Annotated in this window: 24 protein-coding genes and 2 tRNA genes; 17 read left to right on the top strand and 9 right to left on the bottom strand. The window is 71.8% G+C overall.

Annotated elements, in window-relative coordinates; all coding sequences use genetic code 11:
- Nucleotides 1–880 precede the first annotated feature (880 nt).
- The 3 genes from QMK24_RS00345 to QMK24_RS00335 all read left to right on the top strand — a co-directional run bounded on the left by QMK24_RS00345 (nucleotide 881) and on the right by QMK24_RS00335 (nucleotide 2942).
- On the top strand, nucleotides 881–2194 hold the full coding sequence (locus QMK24_RS00345; protein WP_283463122.1) for a GlxA family transcriptional regulator: 1314 nt from the start codon (nucleotides 881–883) through the stop codon (nucleotides 2192–2194).
- A gap of 5 nt (nucleotides 2195–2199) precedes the next feature.
- Entirely contained in the window at nucleotides 2200–2802 is a 603-nt protein-coding gene (orn, locus tag QMK24_RS00340) for an oligoribonuclease (protein ID WP_283462965.1), read from the top strand.
- Nucleotides 2803–2869: 67 nt separating this feature from the next.
- A tRNA-His gene (locus QMK24_RS00335) sits at nucleotides 2870–2942 on the top strand.
- A 158-nt stretch (nucleotides 2943–3100) separates the two neighbouring features.
- Here the strand turns inward: QMK24_RS00335 and QMK24_RS00330 are convergent.
- The gene (locus QMK24_RS00330) at nucleotides 3101–4159 is read right to left on the bottom strand and encodes a LacI family DNA-binding transcriptional regulator (RefSeq protein ID WP_283462963.1); all 1059 of its coding nucleotides are present in this window, start codon (nucleotides 4157–4159) and stop codon (nucleotides 3101–3103) included.
- A gap of 259 nt (nucleotides 4160–4418) precedes the next feature.
- On the opposite strand from QMK24_RS00330, the gene QMK24_RS00325 reads away from it, so the two are divergent.
- The 4 genes from QMK24_RS00325 to QMK24_RS00310 all read left to right on the top strand — a co-directional run bounded on the left by QMK24_RS00325 (nucleotide 4419) and on the right by QMK24_RS00310 (nucleotide 9479).
- Nucleotides 4419–5765, top strand: coding sequence for an ABC transporter substrate-binding protein (locus QMK24_RS00325; protein WP_283462961.1), 1347 nt, complete (start codon nucleotides 4419–4421; stop codon nucleotides 5763–5765).
- A gap of 193 nt (nucleotides 5766–5958) precedes the next feature.
- Nucleotides 5959–6969 carry a carbohydrate ABC transporter permease gene (locus QMK24_RS00320; protein ID WP_283462959.1) on the top strand — a complete coding sequence of 337 codons (1011 nt, stop codon included), beginning with the start codon at nucleotides 5959–5961 and terminating at the stop codon, nucleotides 6967–6969.
- Between the two features lie 4 nt (nucleotides 6970–6973).
- A complete protein-coding gene (locus QMK24_RS00315) occupies nucleotides 6974–7897 on the top strand; it encodes a carbohydrate ABC transporter permease (RefSeq protein ID WP_283462957.1) in 924 nt (307 codons plus the stop codon).
- A gap of 52 nt (nucleotides 7898–7949) precedes the next feature.
- Nucleotides 7950–9479 (top strand): family 1 glycosylhydrolase, encoded by a 1530-nt coding sequence (locus QMK24_RS00310; protein WP_283462955.1) that lies wholly within the window; start codon nucleotides 7950–7952, stop codon nucleotides 9477–9479.
- A 166-nt stretch (nucleotides 9480–9645) separates the two neighbouring features.
- On the opposite strand, the gene QMK24_RS00305 is transcribed toward QMK24_RS00310, so the two are convergent.
- From QMK24_RS00305 to QMK24_RS00295, 3 genes are all read right to left on the bottom strand, one after another.
- The gene (locus tag QMK24_RS00305) at nucleotides 9646–11124 is read right to left on the bottom strand and encodes a cellulose binding domain-containing protein (protein WP_283462954.1); all 1479 of its coding nucleotides are present in this window, start codon (nucleotides 11122–11124) and stop codon (nucleotides 9646–9648) included.
- A 125-nt stretch (nucleotides 11125–11249) separates the two neighbouring features.
- A complete protein-coding gene (locus tag QMK24_RS00300) occupies nucleotides 11250–12644 on the bottom strand; it encodes a sensor histidine kinase (protein ID WP_283462951.1) in 1395 nt (464 codons plus the stop codon).
- Nucleotides 12641–13330, bottom strand: coding sequence for a response regulator transcription factor (locus QMK24_RS00295; RefSeq protein WP_283462949.1), 690 nt, complete (start codon nucleotides 13328–13330; stop codon nucleotides 12641–12643). The genes QMK24_RS00300 and QMK24_RS00295 overlap by 4 nt, the downstream gene beginning before the upstream one ends.
- A 159-nt stretch (nucleotides 13331–13489) precedes the next feature.
- On the opposite strand from QMK24_RS00295, the gene QMK24_RS00290 reads away from it, so the two are divergent.
- A complete protein-coding gene (locus QMK24_RS00290; RefSeq protein ID WP_283462947.1) occupies nucleotides 13490–14014 on the top strand; it encodes a hypothetical protein in 525 nt (174 codons plus the stop codon).
- A 15-nt stretch (nucleotides 14015–14029) separates the two neighbouring features.
- Here QMK24_RS00290 and QMK24_RS00285 read toward each other — a convergent pair whose 3' ends face one another.
- Nucleotides 14030–14896: a spermidine synthase gene (locus QMK24_RS00285; RefSeq protein ID WP_283462945.1), complete on the bottom strand. Its 867-nt coding sequence runs from the start codon at nucleotides 14894–14896 to the stop codon at nucleotides 14030–14032.
- Nucleotides 14897–14948: 52 nt separating this feature from the next.
- A complete protein-coding gene (locus QMK24_RS00280) occupies nucleotides 14949–15305 on the bottom strand; it encodes a hypothetical protein (RefSeq protein ID WP_283463121.1) in 357 nt (118 codons plus the stop codon).
- A gap of 255 nt (nucleotides 15306–15560) precedes the next feature.
- Between QMK24_RS00280 and QMK24_RS00275 the strand changes: the two genes are divergently transcribed.
- Nucleotides 15561–16883: an NsdA family TPR-like regulatory protein gene (locus QMK24_RS00275; protein WP_283462942.1), complete on the top strand. Its 1323-nt coding sequence runs from the start codon at nucleotides 15561–15563 to the stop codon at nucleotides 16881–16883.
- Between the two features lie 103 nt (nucleotides 16884–16986).
- On the opposite strand, the gene QMK24_RS00270 is transcribed toward QMK24_RS00275, so the two are convergent.
- Together QMK24_RS00270 and QMK24_RS00265 are read right to left on the bottom strand one after the other, a co-directional pair.
- Nucleotides 16987–17580 carry a histidine phosphatase family protein gene (locus QMK24_RS00270; RefSeq protein ID WP_283462940.1) on the bottom strand — a complete coding sequence of 198 codons (594 nt, stop codon included), beginning with the start codon at nucleotides 17578–17580 and terminating at the stop codon, nucleotides 16987–16989.
- A 39-nt stretch (nucleotides 17581–17619) separates the two neighbouring features.
- Nucleotides 17620–18360, bottom strand: a complete 741-nt coding sequence (locus QMK24_RS00265; RefSeq protein WP_283462938.1) for a TetR/AcrR family transcriptional regulator — start codon at nucleotides 18358–18360, stop codon at nucleotides 17620–17622.
- Between the two features lie 215 nt (nucleotides 18361–18575).
- Between QMK24_RS00265 and QMK24_RS00260 the strand changes: the two genes are divergently transcribed.
- The 7 genes from QMK24_RS00260 to QMK24_RS00230 all read left to right on the top strand — a co-directional run bounded on the left by QMK24_RS00260 (nucleotide 18576) and on the right by QMK24_RS00230 (nucleotide 25136).
- Nucleotides 18576–19586, top strand: a complete 1011-nt coding sequence (locus QMK24_RS00260; RefSeq protein ID WP_283462936.1) for a phosphatase PAP2 family protein — start codon at nucleotides 18576–18578, stop codon at nucleotides 19584–19586.
- A gap of 21 nt (nucleotides 19587–19607) precedes the next feature.
- Nucleotides 19608–20789: a hypothetical protein gene (locus tag QMK24_RS00255; RefSeq protein WP_283462934.1), complete on the top strand. Its 1182-nt coding sequence runs from the start codon at nucleotides 19608–19610 to the stop codon at nucleotides 20787–20789.
- The gene (locus tag QMK24_RS00250) at nucleotides 20780–22342 is read left to right on the top strand and encodes a hypothetical protein (protein ID WP_283462932.1); all 1563 of its coding nucleotides are present in this window, start codon (nucleotides 20780–20782) and stop codon (nucleotides 22340–22342) included. The genes QMK24_RS00255 and QMK24_RS00250 overlap by 10 nt, the downstream gene beginning before the upstream one ends.
- A 107-nt stretch (nucleotides 22343–22449) precedes the next feature.
- Nucleotides 22450–23739, top strand: coding sequence for an AAA domain-containing protein (locus tag QMK24_RS00245; RefSeq protein WP_283463120.1), 1290 nt, complete (start codon nucleotides 22450–22452; stop codon nucleotides 23737–23739).
- A gap of 78 nt (nucleotides 23740–23817) precedes the next feature.
- Entirely contained in the window at nucleotides 23818–24189 is a 372-nt protein-coding gene (locus tag QMK24_RS00240) for a DUF8844 domain-containing protein (protein WP_283462930.1), read from the top strand.
- Between the two features lie 176 nt (nucleotides 24190–24365).
- The gene (locus QMK24_RS00235) at nucleotides 24366–24965 is read left to right on the top strand and encodes a bifunctional DNA primase/polymerase (RefSeq protein WP_283462928.1); all 600 of its coding nucleotides are present in this window, start codon (nucleotides 24366–24368) and stop codon (nucleotides 24963–24965) included.
- Nucleotides 24966–25062: 97 nt separating this feature from the next.
- A tRNA-Lys gene (locus QMK24_RS00230) sits at nucleotides 25063–25136 on the top strand.
- A gap of 58 nt (nucleotides 25137–25194) precedes the next feature.
- On the opposite strand, the gene QMK24_RS00225 is transcribed toward QMK24_RS00230, so the two are convergent.
- On the bottom strand, nucleotides 25195–25590 hold the full coding sequence (locus QMK24_RS00225; protein ID WP_283462926.1) for a nuclear transport factor 2 family protein: 396 nt from the start codon (nucleotides 25588–25590) through the stop codon (nucleotides 25195–25197).
- A 155-nt stretch (nucleotides 25591–25745) separates the two neighbouring features.
- On the opposite strand from QMK24_RS00225, the gene QMK24_RS00220 reads away from it, so the two are divergent.
- Nucleotides 25746–26465 (top strand): class F sortase, encoded by a 720-nt coding sequence (locus QMK24_RS00220; RefSeq protein ID WP_283462924.1) that lies wholly within the window; start codon nucleotides 25746–25748, stop codon nucleotides 26463–26465.
- Nucleotides 26466–26591: the final 126 nt, after the last annotated feature.

Here is a 26591-nt window from a genome sequence, read left to right as displayed (position 1 = left end):
GGGGCTTCCGGTCCCGATGACTCCAGAGTACGGCTGAGACGTATCCCTGCACAGACTCGTCAAGCTCTGCACGGGCTTTCCGTACCCGGAGTTTCCAGGAGAATGCCGGAGCCCGGCCCCGAACGCAACGCCGCGCCACCATCCGGCCGGACGAACCCGCGCGGCGGGCGCGACGCCCCGGAAGCGGCTCGGCCCGCGCTCGGCCCCACCGCGAACGCCGGAGCCACTCCACCACGATGCCAGAGTCACCCCACCGCAACCCGAGTGCGGCACGAGCGCCCGGCCCGAGCCCCGCCCCAAGAGCGACTCGGCAGCGACTCACCAGCGATTAGCCACGAACTCAAGAACCACTCGATGAAACCTCGATTGCCACTCGATGACAGCTCAATGACAGCTCAGGGGCGGTCCGAAGCCATCCGAGCGCGGCGCAGTCCCCACCCGGTGGCCCGACATCGCTCCCCCACGAATGGGGCGCACCGGGGCGGTTGGCCGCCAGGGGGCGCACAACGGGGCGCCGACCAGTGGCACACGCAGCAGAGCCAATCTTTTTCGGCCAACTTCTCGCCGCAGTACCCCTATTGGGAAAGACGCTTGCCAACCCGCCTGCCACCTGCAATGAAACGGCTCCGGGGGGCGCGTGGAGCGTTGTAGGCCACGGTGCGGGCGAGAGGCGTACTTCCCAGCAGGCTCGGTGAGTGGAACGCTTCGTGATCGAATGCTTCACGCCACGTGGTCAAGTCGACTTAGCGCCAGGTGGTGAACTATTCACAATTGCCTCACCAGACACACCAAACACAGTAGATTCGATCTTGGGTAACACGGCGGGGGAAACGTGCAGGACCGAGGGGCCGCGTCGATCGAGGGGGGCTTGAGCTCCATGATGAGCCAGGAGTCCAGGACCGGTACGGCGACGGAGAACCTGTCGCTGTCAGCCGGATCCTCAGCACCGTCAGCGTCGTCCCGCGCCACTCGCAGACTGTCGGCACGGCGGCGCGCCGAAGTCGTCGCCGTGCTGCTGTTCAGCGGCGGGCCGATCTTCGAAAGTTCCATCCCGCTCTCCGTGTTCGGCATCGACCGGCAGGACGCGGGCGTTCCCCGCTACCGCCTGCTGGTCTGTGCCGGCGAGGACGGACCACTTCGCACCACCGGCGGCCTGGAACTCAGTGCCCCGTACGGACTCGAAGCGCTCTCACGGGCCGGCACCGTGGTCGTGCCCGCCTGGCGCTCGATCTCCCAGCCACCACCCCCCGAGGCGCTCGACGCACTGCGCCGGGCCCACGAGGAGGGCGCGCGGATCATCGGCCTGTGTACCGGGGCGTTCGTCCTGGCCGCAGCGGGGCTGCTGGACGGCCGCCCCGCGACCACCCACTGGATGTACGCGCCCACCCTGGCCAAGCGCTATCCCTCCGTGCACGTGGACCCCCGGGAGCTTTTCGTGGACGACGGCGATGTACTGACCTCAGCCGGCACCGCGGCCGGAATCGACCTCTGCCTGCATGTCGTACGCACCGATCACGGCGCCGAGGCCGCCAACGCGCTCGCCCGCCGCCTCGTCGTGCCGCCGCGCCGCAGCGACTGGCCGTCCAGCCAGCGCCACCTCGACAGGTCATTACCTGAGGAGATCGGGGGCGACCCGCTGGCCGAGGTCGTCGCCTGGGCGCTGGAGCATCTGCACGAGCAGTTCGATGTGGAGGCGCTGGCGGCCCGCGCGTACATGAGCCGCCGGACCTTCGACCGACGGTTCCGGTCACTCACGGGCAGTGCTCCGCTGCAGTGGCTGATCACCCAGCGGGTGCTGCAGGCGCAGCGGCTGCTGGAGACGTCCGACTTCTCGGTGGACGAGGTGGCGGGACGCTGCGGCTTCCGCTCGCCCGTCGCGCTGCGCGGGCACTTCCGCCGCCAGCTCGGGTCGTCGCCCGCCTCCTACCGGGCCGCGTACCGGGCCAGGCGTCCGCAGGACGACCCGGAACGGCCACCCGTCCCGACCGAACACCTGCCGCCCCGCCGGGGCGGACCGCCCCAGATCCTCATGGTTCCGGGCAAGCCCGACTCCGACCTGTACGCCTCCCGGGTGCCCGAACAGAGCCGCATGGACGGCTCCGACGGCACCATCCGGGGCCGGCTGCGGGCGGAGCGCGCCGCACGCGGCCGCAACCCGGCTATGCCTGGACCACGCGATCGCCCCTTAGGGTGAGACTCATGAACGACCGCATGGTGTGGATCGACTGCGAGATGACCGGGCTCTCACTGGCCCACGACGCGCTCGTAGAGGTGGCCGCGCTGGTTACCGACTCCGAGCTGAACATTCTCGGCGAGGGGGTGGAGATCGTCATCCGCCCGCCCGCCGAGTCCTTGGCGACCATGCCCGACGTCGTACGCGAGATGCACACCGCCTCGGGCCTCCTGGAGGAACTCGACGGCGGTGTGACGCTCGAAGAGGCCGAGAAGCTGGTGCTCGACTACGTACGCGAGCACGTCTCGGAACCGCGCAGGGCCCCGCTGTGCGGAAACTCGGTCAGCACCGACCGCGGCTTCCTCGCCCGGGACATGCCGGCCCTCGAACAGCACCTCCACTACCGCATCGTGGACGTCTCCTCCATCAAGGAACTGTCCCGCCGCTGGTATCCCCGGGCCTACTACAACAGCCCGGAGAAGAGCGGCAACCACCGCGCTCTCGCCGACATCCGCGAGTCCATCGCGGAGCTGCGCTACTACCGCGAAGCGGTCTTCGTGCCCCAGCCGGGACCCGACACCGACACCGCTCGCGCCATCGCCGCCAAGCACGTCCTGGCCGCCGAATAGCGGGAGGCGAGCACCCTCCCGGACCCTGTATGCTTCTTCAGGTCGGCGCCGGGAAGCGCCGGACATGGTGGGTGTAGCTCAGTTGGTAGAGCACCTGGTTGTGGTCCAGGTGGCCGCGGGTTCAAGTCCCGTCACTCACCCTGAACGACGAAGGCCCGGTCCGCGAAAGCGGGTCGGGCCTTCGTCATGAACCGTCATGAAGTCCCCGGTCGCGGTGGCCACGGCTATGACTACCGTCACATCCCCCGGAGACCCGAACCCGCCGCCGCGGCCCCGCCCCCAGCGCCCCGCCCCGCCGTTACGCCGAGTCCCGGCGGACCAGCTCGGTGGCGAGCACCACGTGCCGCCGCACCGACGTCCGTTCCGCGATCTCCTCCAGCAGGACGCGGGCCATGGTGCGGCCCATCTCCTCGATGGGCTGCCGGACGCTCGTGAGGGCCGGGTCCATGTGGCGGGCGATGACGGAGTCGTCGAAGCCGACGAGCGCCACATCGTCCGGCACCCGGCGTCCGGCCTCGCGGAGGACCTGGAGCGCGCCGGAGGCCATGACGTCGGAGGCGGCGAAAACGGCGTCCACGTCGGGCCGCCGGGCGAGCAGTTCGCGCATCGCGCGCCGGCCGCCCTCCTCGGTGAAGTCGCCGCGAGCGATGAGGGATGCGTCGTCTCCGAGGCCGCCCGCCTCGACTGCCTGCCGGTATCCGTCGAGCCGGCAGCGGGCGACGTACATGTCGACGGGCCCTGTGATGGTCGCGACGGCGCGACGCCCCCGGCCGAGCAGATAGCTGACGGCTGACCGGGCGCCGCCCACGTTGTCGGAGTCCACATAGGAGACGGACTCAAGGTCGGAGCGCCGGCCGTTCAGTACGGCGGGCATGTCCAGCTGTTCGAGCAGGTCCGGCAGCGGGTCGTCCTCGTGCACGGAGACGAGCAGCACGCCGTCGACCCGGTGGGCGCTGAGGTACTGGGCGAAGCGGGACCGTTCCTTGGGGGTGCGGATCAGGGTCAGGAGCAGCTGCATGTCGGTGTCGGCGAGCTCGGCGCCGACGCCGCGGATGATGTCGGAGAAGTACGGCTCGGCGAAGAGCCGGGTCTCGGGCTCGGGGATGACGAGCGCGATGGCGTCCGTCCGGTTGCCGGCGAGGGCGCGGGCGGCGCGGTTGGGGACGTACCCCAGTTCCGCGATGGCGACCTCGACGGCGGACTTGGCCCGGTCGCTCACCCGGGGGGACCCGTTGATCACCCGGGAGACCGTGCCGCGGCCCACTCCGGCCCGGGCGGCGACTTCTTCGAGGGTGGGCCGTCCGCTGTGCCGACCGTTCACGGTCACTTCCGCCTCCCGACATTGCTGACGCGCCATCCTAGGCGCTGGGGCACACCGATCGTGAGAGCGCTCCCACGATCCCCCACGATAGCGGCCGCCCGACGCCCGGTCCGTTCAAGAAGTGACCAAAGGTCCGGCCCGGACACGTTCCGGCAACGAAATCGACTTCACGCCTTGACACTTCCCCCTCCGAGGCAGGACTGTTCCGGCAAGCCTTCGTGGGAGCGCTCCCACACCTCGTCGCCCACCGAATGCCGGAACGAACACCAGACCCATCCTGGACAAGGAGAGTGGAATGCGCACTTCCAGCGGCACTCGCGCCCGCAGGACCGCACTCATAGCGGTCGCGGGGCTCGCGACCTGCGCGACCCTGATGACCGGCTGCGGCAGCGGCAGCGGCTCGGACTCCGGGAAGAAGGAGAGCACCGGGACCGGGAACATCACGCTGCACGTCGGCGACTTCGGTTCGTTCGGCTACGACGACAAGACGGGCGCGGCCCTGTTCTCCGAGTACCACACGCTGCACCCGAACATCACGATCGTCGAGGACAACGTCGCCGACGGCCAGAAGTACTGGGACGCGCTGAAACTCCACCTGTCGCAGGGCAGCGGCCTGGCCGACGTCCAGGCCATCGAGGTCGGCTTCATCGCCGAGGCGACCACCACGCTCGGGGACAAGTTCACCGACCTCGGCAAGGCCACCGGTGTCGACACCACCAAGTGGCTGGACTGGAAGGAGAAGCAGGCGACCACGAAGAGCGGCCAGGTGATCGGGCTCGGCACCGACGTCGGCCCGATGGCGATCTGCTACCGCAAGGACCTGTTCCAGCAGGCGGGTCTGCCGACCGACCGTGAGGCCGTCGCCGCGCTGTGGGCGGGCGACTGGGCCAAGTACATCGACGCCGGCAAGCAGTTCAAGGCCAAGGCGCCGGCCGGAGTCGCCTTCACCGACTCCGCGAGCGGGGTCTTCAACGCGGTGGTCTCCAGCCAGGCGCAGCAGTACTCCGACGACCAGGGCAAGCTGATCTACGACACCAGCCCCGGTGTGAAGAAGGCGTGGGACCTGGCGGTGGAGGCCGCTCAGCAGGGTCTGAGCGGCAAGCTGCGGCAGTTCGACGACAAGGGCACCTGGAACGCGGCCTTCAAGAACTCGAAGTTCGCCACGATCGCGTGCCCGAGCTGGATGACCGGCATCATCAAGGACCAGGCGGGTCCCGCCAACCAGGCCAAGTGGGACATCGCCGCCGCGCCGGAGGCCGGCAACTGGGGCGGTGCCTTCCTCTCCGTTCCCAAGGCGGGCAAGCACACCGCCGAGGCGACCGCGCTCGCCGCCTGGCTGACCGCGCCCGAGCAGCAGGCGAAGGTCTTCGCCAAGAACGGCAACATCCCGTCCACCAAGGCCGGACTGGACTCGCCCACCGTGCAGAACGCGACGAACCCGTACTTCGGCACGACGCCGATCGGCAAGATCTACACCTCCACCGCCAAGAGCGTCACACCGGCGCCGATCGGCCGCTACGACGGCCAGGTGAAGACGTACCTCACCGACAACGGGATTCTCGACATCGAGCAGCACGGCACGTCCAAGGACAAGGCGTGGTCGAACGTGCAGGCGCTGGTCAAGGACAAGATCGACCAGTAGCCGGCGGGGCCGTCCGGCAGTGCCCGCGCCTGCCGGACGGCCCGTCCTCCCGACGAAACCCGACCGACGAAGACCGGGTCGTCCAAGACCGGGTCGTCCGAGACCGGGTCGTCCAGGACCGGCCGTCGAAGACCCGGCCGTCGAGGACCCCACCGTGACCGATCGTCAGACCCGACCGGGAAGGACGCCACTCGTGGCCACCTCCGTCAGGGCATCGGCCGACGGCAGCCCGCCGCCGGCCCGGCCCGTTCGCCCCTCCGCACCGCCGGACACCCCCGGCTCCCCCACCGGCCCGTCCTGGCGCTCCCGGCTGTACCGCCTGGACGTCAAGGCGACGCCGTACGCGTACATCGCGCCGTTCTTCGTCTGCTTCGCCGCCTTCGGGCTCTTCCCGCTGATCTACACGGGCTGGCTCTCGTTCCACCAGGTCGAACTGGGCGGCACCGCGCAGTGGCGCGGCTTCGACAACTACACCCGGCTGTGGGACAGCGAGTTCTTCTGGAACGCGCTGCGCAACACGTTCTCGCTGGGCGTGATCTCCACCGTCCCGCAGCTGCTGATGGCGCTTGGCCTGGCCCATCTCCTCAACTACAAGCTCCGGGCCCGCGGGTTCTTCCGGGTCGCGGTCCTCGCCCCGTACGCGACCTCGATCGCGGCGGCCTCGCTGGTCTTCGTCCAGCTCTTCAATCCCGACTACGGGATGATCAACCAGCTGCTCGGCCACTTCGGGGTGCACCACATCCAGTGGGAGGCCGACAAGTGGCCGTCCCAGATCGCCATTTCGACGATCGTCACCTGGCGCTGGACGGGCTACAACGCGCTGATCTACCTGGCCGCGATGCAGTCCGTATCGGGTGATCTCTACGAGGCGGCCGCACTCGACGGGGCGTCGCGCTGGCGGCAGTTCATCAGCATCACCATCCCGTCGATCCGTCCCACGATCCTGTTCACGATCATCGTCTCGACGATCGGTGCGACCCAGCTGTTCGGTGAACCGATGCTGTTCGGCGGCGGGTTGGGCGTCAGCGGAGGGTCGGCGCACCAGTACCAGACGCTCAGCCTCTACATGTATGAGAAGGGCTGGCAGAACGGAGCGCTCGGCCAGGCATCGGCCGTCGCGTGGGTGATGCTGCTCATCCTGCTGCTCGTGGGCGCCGTCCAACTGATCATCACGCGGGCCAACCGCAGGAAGCCGGGGAGCTGACCTCATGGCACACGCAGTCGCCGACCGGGCCGCGCCCCGGAACGGGCCCGGTCCCGCCGCACCCCCGCGCAAGCGCTTCTCGCGGCGCTTCGGAGCACGCGCCGGACGTCAGGACCACGCCGGTCCCGTCACCTACGCGGTCCTCGTGATCGCCGCGCTGGTCTCGCTCTTCCCGCTCTACTGGACCGTCGTGGCGGCCTCCAGCACCGATACCCAGATCGTCCAGCCGCCGACCGAGCTGCTGCCCGGCAGCCATCTGATCGACAACCTGAAGATCGCCTGGGACCAGGTCCACATGGGCCAGGCGCTGGTCAACTCCACGATCGTGGCGGGCTTCGTCTCGCTCAGTACGGTGCTGTTCGCCACGCTCGCCGGTTTCGCCTTCGCCAAACTGCGCTTCCGGGGGCGCAACGGGCTGCTGACCCTGGTCGTTGCCACGATGACGATCCCGCCCCAGCTCAGCGTGATCCCGCTCTACCAGATCATCACCGATCTGGGCTGGGTGGGCCGGCTGCAGTCGGTCATCCTGCCGTCGCTGGTGGCGGCCTTCGGGGTGTTCTTCATGCGGCAGTTCCTGGCCGAGGCGCTGCCGATCGAGCTGATCGAGGCGGCCCGGGTGGACGGGGCGCACAGTCTGCGGATCGTCTGGCACGTGGTGTTCCCGATCGCGCGGCCGGCCATGGCGGTGCTGGGGATGCTGGTCTTCGTCCAGTCCTGGAACGACTTCTTCTGGCCGTTCATCGCGCTGAACCAGCAGAACCCCACCGTGCAGGTGGCGCTGGCCGGGCTCGGTTCCGGTGACCACACCATCGATCACGCGGTGGTGCTGACCGGCGCGCTGGTCGCCACCGTGCCGCTGCTGCTGGTCTTCGCGCTGCTCGGCAAACACATCGTGGGCGGCATCAGCGCCGGCGCGGTCAAGAACTGACCCCCTCCGTCCCCGCCCCGCCCTTCACGTTCACCCTTGGGAGCGCCCCCGTATGACCGCTGTCCGTCCCGAGACCGCATCCACCGGTCTGCTCCGCTTCCCTCCCGGCTTCGTCTGGGGCGCGGCCACCGCCGCGTACCAGGTCGAAGGCGCCGCGGCCGAAGACGGCCGCACCCCCTCCATCTGGGACACCTTCAGCCACACACCGGGCCGGGTTCACAACGGCGACACCGGCGATATCGCGGCCGACCACTACCACCGGTTCCGCGACGATGTCGCGCTGATGGCCGACCTCGGCCTGGGCGCCTACCGCTTCTCCGTCTCCTGGTCGCGGGTCCAGCCCACCGGCCGCGGGCCGGCCGTCCAGCGCGGCCTGGACTTCTACCGCGCGCTCGCGGACGAGCTGCTGGGCAAGGGCATCACCCCGGTGGTGACCCTCTACCACTGGGACCTGCCGCAGGACCTGGAGGAGGTCGGCGGCTGGACCGTACGCGACACCGCCGAGCGGTTCGCCGACTTCGCCTCGATCATGGCGGGCGCACTCGGCGACCGCGTTCCGTACTGGACCACCCTCAACGAGCCGTGGTGCTCGGCGTTCCTGGGCTACGGATCGGGGGTGCACGCCCCCGGCCGCACCGAGCCGGACGCCGCGCTCAAGGCCGCCCATCACCTCAATCTCGCTCATGGCCGGGCGATCGAGGTCCTGCGCTCCACACTCCCCGCCACCGCGCGGACCTCGATCACCCTCAATCTCCACCAGGTGCGCCCACTCGACGACTCGGCGGCCGGCCTCGACGCGGCGCGCCGGATCGACGCCGTCGGCAACCGGGTCTTCACCGGCCCGATCCTGCACGGCGGCTACCCCGCGGACCTGCTCGCGGACACCGCGCACGTCGTCGACTGGGACGCCCTGGTGCGGGACGGCGACCTCGCCGAGATCTCCCGCCCCATCGATCTGCTGGGCATCAATTACTACACGCCCACCGTCGTCTCAGGGCCGCCGGAATCAGCCGGTTCGACGGGATCGGCCGGTTCCCCGGGATCGGCCGCTTCACCAGGATCAGCCGGTTCACCCGGGTCCGCGGACGCGCCGGCGCCCGCCCGCTTCGACGGCCACGGCGCCAGCGCGCACTCCCCCTGGCCCGGCTCCGAGCAGGTCGCCTTCCACCTCCCGCCCGGCGAGACCACGGCGATGAGCTGGGCGGTCGACGCCAGCGGGCTGTACGACCTGCTGCGGCGCACCGCCGGGGAGAATCCCGGCCTGCCGCTGATGGTCACCGAGAACGGCGCCGCCTTCGATGACTACGTCTCCCCCGAGGGCGAGGTGAACGACCCGCGGCGGATCGACTATCTGCGCGGCCATCTGGCGGCCGTGCACCGCGCGATCGCCGATGGCGCCGACGTCCGGGGCTACTTCCTGTGGTCGCTGCTGGACAACTTCGAGTGGTCCTACGGCTACAGCAAGCGCTTCGGAGCCGTGTATGTCGACTACGCCACCCAGACCCGGATCCCGAAGTCCAGCGCCCGCTGGTACGCCCAGGTAGCCCGCACGGGTGAGATCGCGGAGTCCGACGCCCCGTAGCGGGCACGGGGGCGCGGTGTGGCGCGGCGGTTCGAGGGTGCCGTCGCGTCACACCGTTCGACGTCCTGACGCGGTACGGCGGCCCACCGGGGGAACTTCGCCGGTGGGCCGCCGCGACCGGAAGGGCCGGATCAGCCGGATGGATCAGCTGGACGGATCGGCCGGATCAGCCGCCGTAGGCGCCGAACGCCTTGGTGAAGGCCAGGTCGCCCTGGACGATCGAGCTGCAGCTCGCATCGGCGAAGTTCTTCGCGCCGCCGGCGCACTGCTTGTCTCGGGTCGAGGACCACATCGACAGCCAGCCCAGGCCCTTGGACTTGGCGAAGGTCACCAGCCGACTGGCGTCATCAGTCGTGAAGATCTCGGTGTTGACGTCGTTCACACCGATCATCGGGGTGACCGCGACAGCCTTCCAGTCGGCCGCGTCCGACAGCCCGAGCACGCTCTTGACCTGCGCCTGCGTCGCGGTGGCGGCGTCGATCGCGTACTGGCCCATGTCACCGTTGAACGAGGCCCCGTAGTCCATCGCCATGATGTTGACGGCCGAGATCCTCACGCCGTTCTTCTTGGCGTCGGCGAGCAGGTTGATGCCGTCCTGGGTCAGACCGGTCGGCATCGCGGGCAGGGTGTAGGAGACGTCCAGGCCGCTGTGGCTCTTCTGGAGCTGGGCGATGGCCTGCGCGCGGCGGCCGTTGGACGCGGTGTCCGGGAGCGCGCCGCCCTCGATGTCGAAGTCCACCTTCGTCAGCTTGAACTGGTCGACGGCCTTGCCGTACGCGGCCGTCAGATCGGCGACCGAGGAGCAGGCCACCCCCAGCTCCGAGCCGGACGCCCCGCCGAACGAGACACGGACGTCGCCGCCCGCCGCCCGCAGCGCGCCTATCTGGCCGGCCACCGCGTCGGCGCCGAGATCCGTCACACCGCCCCACTTGGGGGTGCAGCCGCCGCCAGAGGTGATGAAGGCGAGGTTGTACTGCTTGACGCCGGTGCTCTTCGCGGTGCCGACCATGTCGTAGGCCGGGTAGAGCGAGGTGTCGATGTACGGCGAGAAGCCCGAGCCGGCGACCGGGGTGGGGGTCCCGGTGGGCGTCGGCGTGGGCGTCGCGGTCTTCGTCGGTGTCGGCGTCGGCGTCGGGGACGCGGTCTTCGTCGGCGTCGGGGTCGGGCTCGCGGTCACGGTCGGACGGCCGCTCGGCGTGGCGGTCGGACCGGCGTCCACCGAGCACTTGGCGTCATTGATCAGGCAGTTGACCGGGTCGGCGGCGGTGCCGCTGGATGCCGCCACGAAGCCGACGGACACCTTCGCGCCGGGCGCGATGGTGGTGTTCCAGCTCTCGGGCTTCACGGTGATGTGCTGCCCGCTCGCGGTGAACTTGCCGTTCCACAGCGAGCTGACCTTCGTACCGGCCGGGAGGTCGAACGTCAGGGTCCAGCCGGGCAGCGCCTGGCCCGAGGAGTTGGTGATCTCGTACTGCCCGGTGTAGCCACCGGTCCAGCCGCTGGTCTTGGTGTAGGCGGCGCCGACCGGGGCGGCACTCGCGGTACCGGCCAGCGCGAAGGCGCCACCCGCCACGACACCGGCCGCGACCATGCCGCCGATCACTTTGGTCTTGAGCCCGGCTCGACGGCGATGCGTGCTGGCCATACCGGCCTGCCTTTCATGGGGGGCGGGGTGCGGCATGACGCTAGCGCGGGCGGCACGGACAAAAGCCCTGACCAGCGCAGGGGTTGAGGTTCTTATGCCGCCCTTAAGGGAGGCATCGGAGGGGGTTAATGGTTCAGACCATCCAGCCGGTCCTTCTGCGACGGCCTGCGACGGCGGCGCGGCACCCGGTGACCGCGGCCGGGGTCACCGGAGCCGGGGCGCAGCGCCAGCCAGACCCGGACCTCGGTGCCGCCGAGGACGGAGTGGCCGATGGCGATGTCACCGCCGGTGGACTCGGCGACCCGGCGCACGATGTCCAGGCCCAGACCCGTCGAGCCCGGCCCCCCGTCGCCCTGGCCGCGGCGGAGCGCGGCCGTGGGGTCCTTGATGCCCGCGCCGGCGTCGGAGACCAGCACGATCACGGCGTCCTCACCGTTGTGCACATCCACCGCGAAGGCGGTGCCCTCCGGGGTGTGCCGGAAGACGTTGCCGAGCATGGCGTCGAGCGCGGCGGCCAGCTCGGCGCGCGCGACCGGCACCCGGACCGGCCGGTCCACGCCCGCCGTACGCGCCTCGCGCCCCTGGTCCTCGGCGAGGGCGGACCAGAACGCCATCCGCTCGCGGATCACCTCGGCGGCGTCGCAGCCGGCCGCGACCGGCGCGGCGGCCTGCTGCTCGCGCGCGGTGCGGATGATCGTGTCGACCTCGCGCTCGAGCTGTGCGACGGCCTCGCGGGTCTGCTCGGCGACGGGACCGTCCCCGAGCGAGGCCGCGTTGAGCCGGAGCACGGTGAGCGGGGTGCGCAGCCGGTGCGACAGGTCGGCGGCCAACTCGCGCTCATTGGCGAGGAGTTGGACTACCTGGTCGGCCATCGCGTTGAACGCCACGGCCACCGAGCGCAGTTCCGACGGCCCGGCCTCCGCGACCCGTACGCCGAGGTCACCGCGGCCGAGCGCGTGCGCCGCGTTCGCCAGCCGCCCGGCCGGCCGCACCATACGGGTGCCGAGCCGGTCGGCGATGGCGACCGAGCCGACGATCAGGCCGATGCCGACCGCGGCCAGCACGATCCACGCCGTGGCGACCCCGCGAGTGATGTCGCTGTCCGGCACGAAGACCTCGACGACCGCGACCGTGCCCGAGCTGACCGCGTTCGGCTGCAGCAGCGCGTAGCCGCCGCCGACCGGGACGGTGGAGGCCCGGCCGTGGCTGGATGCGGCGTCCATCGCGGCGTCGGGCGCACGGTGCCTGCCGATCTCGACCGGCGCGGTGCCGGCGGTCGCCGGTACGTGCAGCGCCATCCGGCCGTCCGCGCCCGCCTGGGTGGAGGCCAGTGCCCGCTCCAGCTGGGTGCGGTCGGTGGTGATGGCCAGCGCGGGCCCGATCGCGGCGGCCTGCCGTTCCGCGTTGGAGAACGCCCGGTCCCGGGCCAGTTCCTTCACGACCAGCCCCAGCGGTACGGCGAACGCGACGACGACCATCGCGGTCACCGCCAGGCACACCTTGACGAGCAGCCATCTCATGCCGGTGGCTCCAGCTTCACCCCGACGCCGCGCAGCGTGTGAAGATACCTCGGCCGGGCGGCGGTTTCGCCCAGTTTGCGCCGGAGCCAGGACAGATGGACGTCGATGGTCTGGTCGTCGCCGTACGACTGCTGCCACACCTCGGCGAGCAGCTCCTTGCGCCCCACGACCACGCCGGGGCGCGCCGCCAGGAAGGCCAGCAGGTCGAACTCGCGGCGGGTCAGGTCCACGGTCACCCCGTCGAGCTCCGCCTGCCGACTGCGGATGTCGATCCGCAGCCCGCCGACCATGAGCTGCGAGGTCTCATCGGGCCCGGCCTCCCGGCCACGCGCCCGGCGCAGCACCGCGGCCATCCGGGCGGACAGGTGCTCGACCGAGAACGGTTTGACGAGGTAGTCGTCGGCGCCCGCGTTGAGCAGCCGGACGATCTCCGCCTCGTCGTCCCGGGCGGTGGCGATGATCACCGGGACATCGGTGATCCCGCGCAGCATCTTCAGCGCCTCCGACCCGTCCAGATCCGGGAGGCCGAGATCGAGGATCACGACATCGAAACCGACCTGCGCCACCTCGCGCAGCGCCTCCAGAGCCGTGCCCACACTGCGTACGGTGTGGGCCGCCTCGGTGAGGTGCCGGATGAGGGCGGAGCGCACGAACTGGTCGTCCTCGACCACGAGCACACTTGCCATGGCCCGCACGGTAGCCCATTCGGGCGACGCCGGTACCGCCCCGTCCACTTGCCGCCGCCGCTGCCGCCGTCTCCCGCGTTATAGCGCATACGAGCACGCCAGGGGGCTTGTTCCGGCCCGAACGTCCGGGCCCGGAAGCGTGTACGACAAGATGTCCCGATGCAACGAGGATTCGTTCACGCCGGAGCCTGGACGCTCACGACCACCGCCGCGGTGACGCTGTCGTGGTTCGGTGTGCACTCCGTGCTCGCCGGGACCGCCTACGACCCGCCGCGGTCGCTGCCGATCTCCGACGACGTCGCCGCCCACTCCTCCACGCAGCCACTGGCCTCCTCCACGCACCGGCCCAAGCCGGCCGCGCCCCCTTCGCCCTCCAGCACGAAGCCCGCGACGAAGGCGCCCTCCGAGCCGCCGGTACGGCCCCCGGGCACGTCCCACGACGCCTCCACGGCCAGCGCCACCGGCAATGTGCACAGCTACAAGGTCACCGGCGGCCGCGTCGCCCTCGACCTCGGGCCGTCCTCGGCGACCCTCGTCTCGGCCACCCCCGACTCGGGCTGGGAGATGAAGGTCTGGAAGCAGGACGAATGGATCCGGGTGGACTTCACCAGCGGCCCGACGACCTCGTCGGTCTTCTGCACCTGGAACGGCCACCCGCCGGTGGTGGAGATGTACCGGGGCTAGGACCTGGGGTGCGGCTCAGCGGAAGACCGACTCCGGTGGGGCCGGCGAAGGGGCGGAGGTCGCGTCCGTGACCGGGGGCGCGCCGCCCGCGAAGTCGGCCAGCGGGCGGCCGTGTTCGACGCGGCCGGGATGCGGGTCCGAGGCGACCCGCCGGGTCAGCTCGGCGATCGGCAGCTCACGGTCGGCGGCGAGCAGGATGGCATTGCCGAACCGGCGGCCGCGCAGGACGGCCGGGTCGGCGGACACGCAGACCTCGGCGAAGGCCGACCGCGCGGTGGCGATCTGGGCCCGCAGGAAACCGAGTGCGCCGCCGTCGGCGAGATTGGCCGCGTAGAACCCGTCAGGCCGCAGCGCGCGCCGGACGTCCGCCAAAAACTCCGCGCTGGTCAGGTGCGCGGGGGTGCGGGCGCCGCCGAAGACATCGGCGATGACCAGGTCCGCCCAGCCGTCCGGGACTTTGGCGAGCCCGGCACGGGCGTCCCCGCCGCGCACCTTGATCCGCCAGGTCCTGTCCCAGGGCAGCTCACGGCGGACCAGTTCGACGAGCGGGCCGTCGATCTCGACGGCCTGCTGGGTGGAGCGCGGCCGGGTCGCGGCCGTGTACCGGGCCAGGGTGAGCGCGCCGCCGCCCAGGTGCAGTACCTGCAGCGGACGCCCCGGGGGCGCGGCCAGATCGATGATGTGGCCGAGTCTGCGCTGGTACGCGAAGTCCAGATACGCCGGGTCGTCGAGGTCGACATGCGACTGAGGGGCACCGTCGATGAGCAGCGTCCAGCCGTGCGGCCGCTCCCGGTCCGGGACCAGCTCGGCGTGCCCGCCGTCGACCTCGGCGCCGACTGGTTCCCTCGACGGTGCTCTGCCGCCCTGCTTCTTACCTGCCACCCGACCAGTATCGGCCAATATCAGCCAGGGACGGTCAGCCGGCGAAGCCGGCTCAGACGCCGCCGGCCAGCCTGATGGTGCGGGCCGCCTCGCCGAGGGCCGCCCGCAGTACGGCCGGGTCGGTCGCCGTGATCCGGCCGGATCCGCTCTCCGGCGGCACCAGCCAGCCGGAGCCGGCCACCGGCGGCTCCGCCCCGACCGAGAAGCCACGGCCGTTGCTCCGGGTACACGAACTGCCGGGCAGGTCCCAGCCGTCCGCGGTGCCCGGCGGCACCAGGAAGCCGATGCCGTCCCCCGCGTTGTCGTGCAGCACCGGCCCGACTCCGGTCCGCAGCCGCAGGATGTCGACGGCCTCCAGACCCTGCTGGGTCGGGACGGTGACGAGATCGCAGGGCGTCGCCGGCGGCATCTCGCTCCGGTCCGGGCTCGGTTCGTGCCGATCGGTGTCCAACAAGGGGAACCCTCCTCCTCGCGGGCGGACGCAGCACCGCCCTTACGACGAGTACAACGCGCCTCCGCGTCAACAGCTACGCCCGGCTAACGCCGCAAGGGGTGGCATTTCATGGCGGATCGCAGGTGAGATATCCGTTTTGTGGGCAAACTCTGAGTGCCGGGCCGGTCACAGCGGGTACGTTCGTCGCGCCGTCCGCACCAGGAGTCCGCCATGGCTTCACCGTCCTCAAGCCCCGATCCAGCCCATTCCGCCACCATGGCCAACACGGCCTTCCGGCAGTTGCGCGGAGACCGCTCCCCCAGCGAGTTCGCGGCGGCGGTACGCCGTTCCGCGCGCGAGATCGGTGAGCAGGTCAGCTGCGACGCCCGGTACATCGGGCGCGTGGAGGCCGGGGAGATCCGGTGCCCCAACTACGCCTACGAGCGGGTGTTCCGCCACATGTTCCCCGGCCGCGCGCTGGGCGACCTGGGCTTCGCCCCGCGCGAGGCGGTACGGGGCAGACACGGCGGCGCACCCCCGCAAGAGACGTACGAATTCGATTTCGAGGAGAGCGACGTGCTGCGTCGCGCGTTCATGACCGGCGGCCCCGCCGTCATCGCCACCGCCCTGGTGCCGGGCGCCGCTTACGGGCAGCCGCCCGCCGGCCGGGTCGGCGCCGGCGAGGTCCACGCCGTACAGGAAGCCGTCCGGCATATCCGGCTGCACGACGACCGGCACGGTGCGGACGGCCTCTACCAGCAGGCGGGACAGGCCCTGCGCACCGCCTACCGGCTGCTCGACGAGGGGGCCTACACCCAGTCCGTGGCCGACGGCCTGTACGCCGGGGCCGGCGAACTCGCCGTCTCCGTGGGATGGCTGGCCCACGACTCCGGCCGGTTCACCGACGCCCGCTCCTACTACGCGGAGGCCCTCGCCACGGCCCGGGTGGCGGGCGATCCGGCCCTGGAGGCGCACGCCTTCTGCAACACCGCGTTCCTCGCCCGCGACGCGGGCCGCCCCCACGAGGCGGTCAGGGCCGCGCAGGCGGCGCAGTCCGCCGCCAGGCGGCTCGCCTCGCCGCGGCTCCTCTCCCTGCTCGCGCTGCGCGAGGCGGGCGGCAGAGCGGGGCTCGGCGACAGATCCGGCTGCGAACGGGCCCTCGCCCGCGCGCAAACGCTGTACGGACGCGGCCCGTCCGACGCCGATCCGCAGTGGATGACGTTCTTCGGCGAGGCCGAACTGGCGGGCCTCGAAGCCCAGTCCTGGTCCGCCTTGGGCGACCACCGCCGGGCCGCGGACTCCGCCCGGCGCGCGGTGGGCCTCCAGGACCCGCACTTCGCCCGCAACATCGCCCTCTACGGAGCCGAACTCTCCGCCGACCTGGCCGCGGGCGGCCACCCCGACGAGGCCGCCGCCGCGGGCTCCCGCGTCCTGGACCTCCTGGGCCGCGTCCAGTCCTCCCGCGTCCGAGCCCTCCTGGACACCACCACCACCCGCCTCCGCCCCCACCACCGGACCCCGGCGGTAGCGGCTTTCCTGAACCGCCACGCGTAGGCGGCAGGGACGGGAGCCCCAACCCGCCACCCCCAACCCAATCACTGCCAGGACGAAGCGGACCCGGCCCCCGGACCCACACAGGCCCGCCGCAGGCGCAACGTCACCCGAGGTGGCCGGTGTCGTTCCAGCGTTCCACCGCCGGCTCCCCGTAAGCCCACCCCAGAATCGACAGCGACGCCGGATCGAGCCTGATGGAGGCACCGAACGACGGGTCGAGCCCAAGCCACCGCGCCCCGAGAGTGCGCAGGAAGTGCCCGTGGGCGAAGACGAGGACGTCCCGGTCGGCCGAGCGGGCCCAGGCCACCACCTCGTCGGCGCGCGCCGCGACGTCGGCGAGCGCCTCCCCCTCCACGACCCCGTCGCGCCAGATGTTCCAGCCGGGCCGCATCGCCTGGATGCGGTCCGGGGTGAGCCCCTCGTAGGCGCCGTAGTCCCACTCCATCAGCGCGTCCCATTCCTTGACGCGGTCGCCGAAGCCGGTGAGTTCGCAGGTCTCGTTCGCCCGGACGAGCGGGCTGGTGCGGACCTCCACGCCGGGCAGCCCCTCCCAGGGCGCGCGGTGCAGCCGTTCGCCGAGCAGCCGCGCGGTGCGGCGGCCCTCCTCGGTGAGCGGCATGTCGGTGCGGCCCGTGTGACGGCCGGAGAGGGACCACTCCGTCTGGCCGTGCCGGACCAGAAGGATGCGCGGAGCCATACGGAGGGACCTTTCCATCACGAAACGGAGATCACTCCATCATCGCGCACTCCGGCCGGCGCGGTCGCTCAGGCCGGCGCGGCCGATCGGGCCGCTCACTCCTATCGGGCCGATCAGGCCGGCCAGCAGTCCGTCGAGGCCGAGTTCGTACTGGGCCATGCCCGCGTCCTGAGCGGTGGCGAGCTCGGGCACCAGGTCGGTGAGGGCCGGGTAGCGGTCCGGAGGAAGGTCGGCGAGCCGGGCGCGTACCCGCTCGCGCAGCCCGTCCTCGCACAGGGCGCGCTCCCGCCGGACGTTCCACAGCGCGGAGCCGACCGTGTACTGCATGAGGGCGACATGGGCGCGTGCGGCGTCGGTGCGGTCGAGGCCGGCGGCGCGCAGCAGTCCGAGCATCCGGTCGATGACGGCGATGGCCTCGTCGCCGCGCATGGGCCGGGTGGTGAGCAGCTGCAGGGCCGACGGGTGGTCGGCGAAGAGCCGGAAGACGCTGCGGCACACTTCGCGCAGCTGCTCGCGAGCGTCGCCCTCACCGACGGCGGGCAGCTCGACCTCGCCGAGCAGCCGCTGCGCGACGGCGTCGCTGATCTCTTCCTTGCTGCGGAAGTGCGAGTAGACGGCCATGGTGCCGACACCGAGCTGCGCGGCGAGGGCACGCATGGTGAACGCCTCGGCGCCGTCGCGGTCGAGAAGGACGACCGCTGCGTCGAGGATCCGGTCCGGGTTGAGCGTGTTGCGGGGGGCGCGGCGCCGTGGGGAGCGGGCCGACTGGGTGACGGTCATGCCATTCTCTTACTTCTCGCGGAAAGCAACCTGGGTGGGGGCCCCGGGCGTCTTCTCGCACGCATACCCGACCACGAGATGTTGAACACGGAACGAACGTAATGTGGCCTGGAATTTCCGGGGCGATGTGCGAGCTGTCTAGCGTACGACGTACGGTAGAAGCCTACGACATGTCCGCAAGGTGCCCACATCCGCAGAACGGGGAGAACGGCCGCATGACGATCACCGCCACAGCGCCACGCGCCTCGGCCTACCGAGGCCGGCTGCGCTGGTGGACCGAGCTGCCGCTCATCGCCGTCGTGTACGCCCTCTACTCCTGCGGACGCCTGCTGGTGCGCGGCGACGTGGACGATGCCGTCGAGAGCGGCATCGGCATCCTGCACGTCGAGGAGCTGATGCGGATCGACCCGGAGCGCTGGCTCAACGGGATCTGCTCCAAGTACGCGGCCATCGGCGTCCCCGCGGACTTCGCGTACGCCTCGCTGCACTACCTGGTGACGCCCATCATCCTGGTGTGGCTGTGGCGGCGGCGGCCGAGCCACTACCGCGCGGCCCGCACGTGGCTGATGCTCTCCACCCTGATCGGGCTGATCGGCTTCACCCTCACGCCCACGGCGCCGCCGCGGCTGCTCGACTCCAGCTACGACTTCATCGACACCATGGCGAAGTACGGCTCGTACGGCTGGTGGGGCCAGGACGCCAGCGCCCCGCGCGGCCTGGGCGGGCTCACCAACCAGTACGCGGCGATGCCAAGCCTCCACGTGGGGTGGGCGCTGTGGTGCGGGATCATGCTGTGGCGCTACGGCCGGACACCGCTGGTGCGCGGGCTCGGCGTGCTCTACCCGCTGCTCACCACGTTCGTGGTGATGGGCACCGCCAACCACTACCTGCTGGACGCGGTCGCCGGTGCGGCCGTGATGGGCATCGGATACCTGCTGGCGCCGCGCGCGCTGCTGGCCGTCGACACGCTGCGCGCGAGGCGGGCCGTACGGTCCGGCGCCACTGTCGCGGGCGAGGGGCACAGCCCGGTCGTCGCGGCATCCGCTCTCGTCAAGTCCCCGACGGTCTCCTCCACACCATCCAGTGCGTCCACGGCATCCACGGCGTCCATGTCGTCGAAGAGCCACTCACCCGGCGTGGTTCCGATCCCGCGGACCGGGTCCGCCGACGGGCACCGGACCGATCCATCGGACAGGTCAGCCGTGGGTCAGGGCCGAATGTCGTAGCCGGATGCGACACTTCCGCGGGTGAGCACTACGCACTATCTGCGGGAGCGGCTGGCCGAGTTGCGCGGGCCGGCCACGTCACCACGTCCGCTCGACGCGCGGGCCCTCGCGGCGCTGGCCGCGAATCCCGGCTGCCGCCGACGCGCCCTGCTGGACGCCGCCGGCGTCGACAAGGGCGCGGTCGCACAGGTGCTGGGCGCGCCGGCCCCGTTCGGGCAGTCCCAGTTCGCCTTCGCGCGCGGCCATGCCTTCGAGGCCCGGGTCAAAGCCGACGACTGCGCCGAGCTGCTACGGCTGCTGGGCGCCCCCGAGGACAGCGGCGCGCTGCTGCCCGACCTGTCGGCCGCCGGTCCTGAGGGCCGGGCCGCCAGGACCCGGCTGGCCCTGGCGGAGGCGACCTCCGCCGGCCGCTGGACGCTGCTGGACCATCCCCTGCTGGTGCTCGAGGTCGCGGGTTCCGCCGCCTACCTGGAACCGGACGCGGTGGCGGTCGCGCCGGACGGCTCCTGGACGGTCGTCGAGGTCAAGTCCTTCCCGATCCTGGACGGCAGCGCGGACTCGGTGAAGGTCGGCGCCGCCGCCCGCCAGTCCGCGGTGTACGTGCTGGCCCTGGAGCGCGTGGCCGGACTCATCGATGCCGGACTCATGGAGGCCGGGGTTCCCGAAGCCGGGGTTCCCGAGGGAGCCGGCCGTCCGGTGCGCGTCTCGCACGATGTGCTGCTGGTCTGTCCCAAGGACTTCTCCAACCTGCCGACGGCCCAGTTCGTCGATGTGCGCAAGCAGCTGTCCGTGACCCGCCGGCAGATGACCCGGCTGACCCGCATCGAGGAGATCGCCGCCGAGCTGCCCGAGGGCACCACCTTCGATCTGCGCTGGTCCGAGGACGGCCGCATGCCCACCCGGCCGGCCCCCGAGCTGACCGCCGCCGTCGATTCCGTCCCCGCGGCCTACGCCCCCGAATGCCTGGCCGCCTGCGAACTGGCCTTCCATTGCCGCGACCGCTCGCGCGCCTGCGGATCCGTCGAATCCCTCGGCCGGAGCCTGCGCGCCGAACTGGGCACCCTCACCACCGTCGAGGCCGTCCTCGCCGCCGCCCTCGGCTCGGACGGCGACGCCGCGGACCCGGCGGTCGCCGCCCTGCGCCGCGCAGCCGTGCTGCGCGCCGAGGCCCTCACCACCGCCGGGGATGCCGCATGTCACTGATCGGGATCCTGGCCCGCGCCGAAGCCGTGGCCGCGGGCCGCGCGCGGCCGATGACGACGGTGCGGCACCGGCACCTGTCCGACCGCCCGCTGGTGTTCGTGCCGCTGACCACCGCGGGCGAGGTCGGCGCTCCCCTGGGAGCGCTGGTGGGACGCGACCGGAAGCGGCCGAGCCTGCTGGTGGTGCCGCAGCCGCGCGACCGGGACCTGCGGTTCGCGTTCCTCGCGGAACTGGCGACCACCGTCGTCGCCCATATGGACCGGTACGCGGACGAGGTGGAGACCGAACCGGCGACGCGGAACCGGGAGGAGTCCGAGGTCTGCGCGGACGCCCCGCAGATCATCGTGCCGAACTCGGCGGCGGCCGATTACGTCCGGCTGCTCGGCCGCTCCACCCGCTTCCGCCGCACGGCGGAGGAGGATCCGGACGAGCCCTTCCCCGTACCGTCGCGGGTTCCGCTGCTCGGGCGCTGGCTGACGCACTACGGCGAGCGGGCCCGTACCCCGGGCTCGTCGCTGCTGCTGGCGATGACGGAGCTGCTGTCGCGGCACTGGGCGACCGGGCAGAGCAATCTGGAGGACCAGCACCTGGGCGCGCTGCTCGGCTGGATCGACCCTCCCGAGGGCATGAGCGGAGCCGACGCGGCCCGCCGCGCGGAGACCGGACGCACCTCCGGCGGACTGCTGCTGAGCCCGCCCGCGGGCCCGGCCACTGACCCCGCCTTCGACAACGCGGTGCTGGCGCCCGCGATGTCCCGCTACGACGCGGCCCGCGCCGCCGCGCGGGCGGCCGGAACGGAAGCGTCCGCCGCGATGTCCACCGCCGAGGCCGAGGTCCGCGGGCTCGTCGAGAGCCAGTTGCGGCCCGCCTGGGACGATGTGTGGCGCGGGCTCGACCTGCTGCGCGCGCTGCCGGAGGGCGGGCATGTCGCCGACCGCTGGAAACGGGACCGGTGGTCGTACACCGGGCACCGGGACCGGGTGCGGGCCGGGGAGCCGCCGCAGCCGAAGCGGGACGACGCCGTCGCGGCGGCGCAGAAGCTGTCGGGCCGGGAGACGGCGCAGGTGCGGCTGGAGGCTCAGGAGGCACTGGACGATCCGCTGGTGATGGCCGGCCGGCGGCTGTCGGGCGAGGCGTTCGCGGGCCGGGTCACCGAGGTGGTGATGGCGTACAGCGAGGCGAAGGCGCCGCGCCCGCGCCCGCTGGTGACGGTCGCCACCGCCGATCTGCCGCACTTCGACGCCGACGCGAAGCTCTACCGCGCGCTCCCCGGCGGAAAGACCCAGGAGGCGCGGTTCGTCGAGTGGCCGGCGGCCGGGGCGGTCACCGTCCGGCTGCTCAACGGGATGGGCCGGGGCAAGGTCCCGGAGGAGGGTTCGGTGCCCGCGGTCGGCGACCCGGTGTGCTGGACGCTGTTCGAGCACGCGCCGCGCGGCGGGCCGGAGTTGCCCGACCCCGAGGACACACCCTGGACCCACGGCGGCCCGCCGGGCGCCTCCGGTCCGCCGGCCGCCCCGGCACCTGATCCCGTCACCGTGGAGGACTTCCTGTGAGCCGCACGACGGAGGACTCTCCGCCGCACGACCCGGTCCGGCCCGCCCGCACCGGCCCTCCGGTTCCGCACGATCCCGCCGCCGAGGCGGCGGCGGCGACGGACGCGATCCTGCGCGACACGCTGCACGGCTCGGCGCGCGGCGTCGTCGTCGACTCCCCGCCGGGCGCGGGAAAGTCGACGCTCGTGGTGCGCGCGGCCCGTGAACTGGCCGCGGCGGGCGAGTCGTTGATGGTGGTCGCGCAGACCAACGCCCAGGTGGACGATCTCGCGGACCGGCTGGCGACCGCCGATCCCGGGCTGCCGGTCGGCCGGCTGCACGGCAGCGAGTCGCCGCCCGATCCGGTGCTCGACCGGCATCCGTCGATCGTGAAGTCCGCGAAGGTCTCCGATCTCGTCCAGCAGAAGGTGGTGATCGCGACCTCGGCGAAGTGGGCGTACGTCAAGTCCACCGATGTGGCGGCCCCTTGGCGGCACGCGATCATCGACGAGGCGTACCAGATGCGTTCCGACGCGCTGCTGCAGGTGGCCGGGCTCTTCGAGCGGGCGCTCTTCGTCGGCGACCCGGGACAGCTGGACCCGTTCAGCGTGGTGGGCGCGGACCAGTGGGCGGGGCTGAGCTACGACCCGTCGGCGAGTGCGGTGGTGACCCTGCTGGCGCACAATCCGGGTCTCCCGCAGCACCGGCTGCCGGTGTCGTGGCGGCTTCCGGCGTCGGCGGCGCCGCTGGTGTCCCAGGCGTTCTACCCGTACACCCCCTTCCGCAGCGGCACCGGGCCCGGCGTCCGGCGGCTGTCGTTCGGGGTGCCTTCACAGGGCACAGGACCCGACCTGGTGCTGGACGAGGCGGCGGCCTCGGGCTGGGGGCTGCTGGAGCTGCCTGCCCGCAATACGCCCCGGACGGATCCGGAGGCGGTGCACGCGCTGGCCCAGGTGGTGCGGCGGCTGCTGGACCGGGGCGGGGTGACGTTCAGCGAGCGCTCGGCGGAGCCGGCGGCACTGACCGCGGACCGGATCGCGGTGGGGACGGCGCACCGTGACCAGGCGGCGGCGGTGCGGGCGGCGCTGACCGCGCAAGGGGTCACCGGTGTCGCCGTGGACACCGCGAACCGGCTGCAGGGCCGGGAGTTCGATGTGACGGTCTTCCTCCACCCGCTGTCCGGCCGCCCGGACGCGACGGCCTTCCACCTCGAGACGGGCCGGCTGTGCGTGCTCGCCTCCCGGCACCGGCACGCCTGCATCGTGGTGTGCCGGGCGGGCGTGGCCCGGCTGCTGGACGAGCATCCGTCGACGGAACCGGTCCAGCTGGGCGTCACCGTCAAATTCCCCGACGGCTGGGAGGCCAATCACGCCGTACTCGCCCACCTGGAGGAACACCGGGTCCCGTACAAGCCGTGAGCCGTGCCGCAGGGTCCCGGAGGCCCTCTTGCGTTCACGCGGGACAATGGAACGCGCGAATCCCTTGGAGGTAGGCACATGTCCGAGCCGCAGTCGGCTCAATCGGCTCACGACCGGCGCGACGGTGTCGCGCGGGAGACCTCGCGGCGCCTGCGACCGGCGGAGCTGCTCTTCGAGCCCGCCCAGGCCCTCGCGGACGAGGAGCACTTCTTCGACCTGGAGTCACTGGACGACCCCCGGCAGCTGCTGGCGCGCTCGACGGAACTGGCGCTGGCCTTCCGCGCCGCCGCCGACCGGGCGACGGAGTACCAGGCGATAGCCGCGGCACAGCTGGCGGATCCCCGGCGCTTCGACCGGCTGACGTATGCCGCCATCGCGGAACGCGCGGGCTGGACCGAGGACTACGCGAAGAAGATGGTCGAGTTCGGCACACGCCTGCAGGACAAGTGAGCGAAACCGGTGATCGTGTCGGCATTCGCTCCGGTGATCGAAGCGGCGGTCAAGGCCGACGATCAAGATCCTCTGGCATATGCATGACGGGCAAGGTACCCGACGACGTGTCCTCCTGTCCCGTATTCGGCCGATTCGGATAAACGGAGCGCGAACGGCCGGTACCTCTAGGTGTCATGAGCGAATGGCAGTGGGAGACATGGCGACACCCGAACATCTCCGCGGCCGGGAACCCGACGGACCCGGACACGCAGTCGCACACCTCGTACGTCACCCCGGCGGGAGCCGCCTGGCTCGCCTCGGCCAGCGCCTTCCCGCGTAGCGTCCAGGCCCTCTGGAGCGCCCGCCCGACATCGCCCAGCGTGCTGCCGTGCGGCACCGTCTTCGACGTGGTGAACCTCCCCGCGCTCTTCGGCCGCCGGGTCCTGGAGCAGTTATGGGCCTCAGGACCCGGAAGCGGGCCGGTCGCCGTGCACCGCGGCCGGGTGCTGCTGCTGGTCGCCCCCGGGTCGGCCCAGCGGCTGCCGTCACTGCTCGGCTGGGAGGAGTGGAGCCGCTCCGTGCCGCCGCTGATGTGCCACGGCCTCGGGGACGCGGTGACTGTGCCACCCCTGTACGCCGACGAGACCGGGCTGGACACCGAGGGCGGCTCGTCGCGCTGGGTGGTGGCCCCCGACACCCGTCATCCCTGGCTCCCCGGCCCCGACGTCCTGCTCTGGGCCTGTATCCGCGCGGCCCGCGCCGGCGCCCGTACGACTGCTTCCACCCCGGCCTGACCCGGAAGCCGCCGGGCGCGCGAGCCCGGCAGGGAGCGCCGGGGGATATCGATTTTCACTCCACCGGAAGCTGATGCTAATGTCTGTCACGCAGCACGCGCCGCTAGCTCAGTTGGTTAGAGCAGCTGACTCTTAATCAGCGGGTCCGGGGTTCGAGTCCCTGGCGGCGCACCTACGGGAAATCCGTTGACCAGGGCGTTCCTCCTCCGGGAGGGACGCCCTGCGTCGTTCAGGCCCAGAAGTCGTCCGCGGTCGCGAGGTCCTCCAGACATTCGTCGAGGTCGGTGATCTTGTCTCCGACGACCCGGAAGATGATGCCGCCGGCCATGTCGATCTTCTTGCCCTTGCGCTCTGCCGTGAACCGGTGAACCGACACCACATGGCCCCGGTCGTCCACGAAGAGCTTCTGCAGCTCGACCCGGAAGCTGCCGTTGGTCTCGCCGGCGAGCTGGCCGTAGTAGCCGAGGACCGCGTCGATGCCCTTGAAGTCGCCGGACAGCTGGTGGTCGCCCGGGACGTGCTGGGCGCAGTCGGCCGTCATCATCCCCCGCAGCGTGTCCATGTCACCGCGCGAGAACGCCTCGTATCCCTTCCGGACCAGTGCGGCGTGAGCGTGTTCAGTCATGACAATCGCCTCCTTTCTGTACAGACCGTGATATAGAGCCCGCTCATCCACCTTGTCACTCCCCAGGACGCCGGGCCACCGAGCCGACGGCAGCGGTACGGGATCGGCCCGGCGCGGTAATAAGGGCTGGGAGAGTCGTCTCCGGGAGGCCCCGCATGCCGCTGCCGCACTACCGCCCGCCGGGTGCGCCCGAGGACGCGCCCGCGGTCGTGCGGCGCTCGCGGCCGCGCCTCCCCGGCTGGACGGCCGCGGTCGTCATCGCGGTCGCGGTGGTGGCCGGCACCTGGCTGCTGCGCGACGGCACGCAGGACCGGGAGCCGCCGCTGCCCGCCGCGGCCGAGGCGGTCTCCGCGCACGGCCGGGACCCGGCGGCCGACGGGCCGTCCGAGACCGTCCTGCCGCCGCGCGCGGATCCGCTGCCTCCCGCCGTGCCCGAACGGATCCGCGTGCCGGCCATCGGGGTCGACGCGCCCCTCATGAAGCTCGGGCTCGACCGGGACCAGCATCTGCAGGCGCCGCCGGACACCGACCGCGGTCTGGCCGGCTGGTACGGCGGCGGGGCGACCCCCGGCGCCGCGGGCGCCGCCGTGCTGGCCGGACATGTGGACACACGGGAGGGTCCGGCGGTCTTCTACGAGTTGGGCGGGCTGCACAAGGGCGACCGGATCGAGATCGACCGCGCCGACCACCGCACCGCCGTGTTCACGGTCTACGGCATCGAGGTCTACGAGAAGCGGGACTTCCCCACCGAACGGATCTACGGCGCGACGCCGGACGCCGAGCTGCGCGTGATCACGTGCGGCGGCGGTTTCAGCGAGGCCTCGGGTTACCGGGGCAACGTCGTGGCCTACGCCCGGCTCACCGGATCCTCCTGATCCTCCCGATCCCCCGGCCGGACCCTCGGCGGCGGTCCCTGCGCCCAGCCCCCATGCCCGTCCAGCAAGCACCCCACCCCCGCTCAGCCCCCACCCCACCCCCGGACCGGCCGGTCGGCCGGTCCG

Source organism: Streptomyces sp. PH10-H1 (genome assembly GCF_030063355.1).
Classification (GTDB): domain Bacteria; phylum Actinomycetota; class Actinomycetes; order Streptomycetales; family Streptomycetaceae; genus Actinacidiphila.
The sequence above is the reverse complement of the archived record's forward strand: the minus strand, read 5'-3'. Positions and strand labels throughout refer to the sequence as shown.